Here is a 269-nt window from a genome sequence, read left to right on the forward strand (position 1 = left end):
CGGATGCCACCTGGTCAGCGCGCAGGGCAGTCTGCGGGCTCCACTGCAACCCGAACAGGAAGTCCGTCACCGGCACCTTGCCGAAGAAGCGGATGGATTCGAACAGCACCGACATGACGATGCCCACGGTGGTAAGAATGGCCACCGTGGCGCAGAGCATGAACAGCGTCTGCAGCACACGCTCTACCTGCTGGCGGGCACGCAGTTGTGGTGACACTTTCAGCCAGGCCCAGGCACCGCCGAACATGCACAACACAATGACTACCACC

Annotated in this window: 1 pseudogene; it reads right to left on the reverse strand. The window is 62.1% G+C overall.

Annotated elements, in window-relative coordinates:
- Positions 1-269, reverse strand: a pseudogene (locus A3730_RS08210) (phosphate ABC transporter permease subunit PstC); the annotation flags it as partial.

The organism is Alcanivorax sp. HI0044, from assembly GCF_001634945.1.